This is a genomic window from Paraburkholderia humisilvae, from assembly GCF_902859855.1.
GTDB classification, from domain to species: Bacteria; Pseudomonadota; Gammaproteobacteria; order Burkholderiales; family Burkholderiaceae; genus Paraburkholderia; species Paraburkholderia humisilvae.
The window spans coordinates 1-2,558 of the sequence record NZ_CADIKH010000252.1; the positions used below are offsets into that span (position 1 = coordinate 1).

Genomic DNA, 2,558 nt, shown 5'->3' on the forward strand with positions numbered 1-2,558 from the left:
TAGAGTGGCCGCTGTAGCGACAACTATGTTGGCCGGTGGTGAGGAGTCGAAGGCGGCGTAGCCGCCGTAGACGACGAACCGCCGGCGGCGCTGGTTCGGCGGGGCTTAGGATGGCTGACTGAAACTCAAGTATCGGTCCGGCCATGTCTGAAGCCCGCATTAGCGACCAACAGGTTCACCTCTATATGACCAGACGCAAACATCAAACCCAGCAAGCCGCGGCAGCCAGAGCAGGCATGAGCGTACGCACGGCGCGACGCGTTGAACATGCAACGCAACTGCCATCGCAAAGAGCCGCCGCGCGGGACTGGCGTACCCGACCCAATCCGTTTGCCGATGTCTGGGACAGCGAAATCGTCCCGTTGCTGCGCAGTGTGGCGAAGCTGAAGGCGATCACGCTGCTGCGCAAGTTGCAGGAAGATCACCCCGACCGGTTTCCCGACAGCATGCGGCGCACGCTGGAGCGTCATATCGGCCGGTGGCGCGCGCTCGAAGGTCCCGGCAAGGAAGTGTTCTTCCCTCAAACGTATCAACCCGGCATACGGGGTCTGTCGGACTTCACCCATATGGACAAGCTGGGCGTGACGATCGGCGGCGCCGCATTCCCCCACATGCTGTATCACTTCGTGCTGGCATTCTCTCGCTGGGAGTATGCGAATGTGGTCGAAGGCGCAGGGAGCTTCACCGCACTCGCGGCGGGATTGCAGAACGCCTTATGGCAAGCCGGTGGCTGCCCGCGCGAGCACCGTTCCGACAGCCTGTCGGCGGCGTTCAGGAACCTGCAGGAAGAGCAAGACTTCACGACCCGTTACAACGCGCTGCTCGTCCATTACGGGATGGAGGGCACGCGCAACAACCGGGGGCTCGGCCACGAGAACGGTAGTGTCGAGTCATCTCATCGCTACCTGAAGGATCAGATCGATCAGGCCCTGGAGCTTCGCGGTTATCGCGAGTTCGCCGATCGTGCCGGCTATGATGAATTCGTGCGCGGCGTCGTCATGCGCCGGAATCGCCGTAACGCTGCCGCGTTCAACGTTGAGCGTGAGTATCTGCGGGACCTGCCCGAACATCGCGCGACCGACTTTACTGAGGAAGAGGCTCGCGTCACCCGCAGTGGCACGTTTATCGTGCTCGGGGTGCTCTATAGCGCGCCGTCAAGGCTGATCGGCCATCGCATGAAGATTCGTCTCTACAGCGACAGGCTCGACTGCTATCTGTCCGGCGCGCTGGTGCACAGCATGGCGCGGGGCGTGCGTGTTTGCGGTGGCCGTCTCGGGCATGTCCTCGATTACCGGCACTTCATCGACTCGCTCAAACGCAAGCCGCAAGCCTGGCGGGGTCTGGTGTTTCGTGATGAGCTGTTTCCGCGGGAGGCCTATCGCCGGATCTGGGAACAGCTTGACGCACGGTTGACGCCACGCGATGCCTGCAAGGCCATGGTTGGGCTGCTCGAACTGGCCGCCCATCATGGCGTCGAGGCCATTCTCGCCGACCGGCTCGATGCGCTATTGCTGGCTGGCGAACTGCCGGATCTCGATCAGTTGCGTCACGAGTTTGCGCCGCGTCAGGCGCAATGCCCGGATGTCGTGATCGAGATGCCGTCGGTGGCGATTTACGACACGCTGCTCGATGAGGTGCTGGCATGAACGCCCCAGCGGATGACACGGGCCGTCTCGCGTTGATGCTCAACGAGCTGCGCCTGCCGACCATTGGCCGGCTGTGGCCGGAATTCGCCAAACGCTCAGACAAGGAAGGCTGGCAAGGCTCCCGGCTACTCAGCGCGCTGTTCGAACACGAACTCGCCGAACGCGACAAACGAAGAACCGGGCGTTATCGCACCGAGTCCCGTCTGGACCCGACCAAAACGCTCGCCACCTTCGACTTCGGTCTTGTCCCCACGGTCTCGAAGGCACATGTCACGGCGCTGGCCACCGGCGATGCGTGGCTCGAGAAAGGCGCTACGATTCTCCTGTTTGGTCCGCCGGGTGGCGGAAAAAGTCATCTTGGATCCGGCATAGGGCATGCGCTGATCGACGCGGGCTATCGCGTACTGTTCACGCGCACCAGCGAAATCGTTCAGAAGCTTCAGCTCGCCCGCCAGAGCCTGCAACTGCCGTGGGCGCTCACCAAACTCGATCGCTTCGATCTGGTCATCCTGGATGACCTCTCGTATGCGAAAAAAGATCAGGCCGAAACCAGCGTGCTGTTCGAACTGATCTCGGAGCGGTATGAGCGCAAAAGCCTGCTGATCACCGCCAACCAGCCGTTCTCTGGCTGGAGCGACGTATTCCCGGACCCCGGCATGACGGTGGCGGCCATCGACCGGCTCGTTCATCACTCGACGATCTTCGAGCTCAACGTGGAAAGCTACCGGCGTCGCGACGCCAGCGACAAACAGAAATCGCGCAAGCGTCAATTACCCGCTGCTGAACCGCAGGGAGCGACAACTATGGAAGCCTGACTACCGACAATTACCCCCTCCGGACCGGAAAGTAGTTGTCGCTGAACCGGCCAACATAGTTGTCGCTCGACCGGCCAAGGTAGTTGACGCTATCCAC

The 2,558-nt window shown here is 61.7% G+C and carries 2 protein-coding genes; both read left to right on the plus strand.

Annotated elements, in window-relative coordinates:
- The first annotated feature begins 143 nt into the window (after nt 1–143).
- Nucleotides 144–1,646: an IS21 family transposase gene (istA, locus tag HV796_RS41565; RefSeq protein WP_175233455.1), complete on the plus strand. Its 1,503-nt coding sequence runs from the start codon at nt 144–146 to the stop codon at nt 1,644–1,646.
- Nucleotides 1,643–2,461 (plus strand): IS21-like element helper ATPase IstB, encoded by an 819-nt coding sequence (gene istB, locus HV796_RS41570; RefSeq protein WP_175233456.1) that lies wholly within the window; start codon nt 1,643–1,645, stop codon nt 2,459–2,461. The genes istA and istB overlap by 4 nt, the downstream gene beginning before the upstream one ends.
- Nucleotides 2,462–2,558: the final 97 nt, after the last annotated feature.

Coding starts and splice junctions, on each gene's coding strand:
- istA (WP_175233455.1), top strand. CDS start 144: ATGTCTGAAGCCCGCATTAGCGACCAACAGGTTCACCTCTATATGACC.
- istB (WP_175233456.1), top strand. CDS start 1,643: ATGAACGCCCCAGCGGATGACACGGGCCGTCTCGCGTTGATGCTCAAC.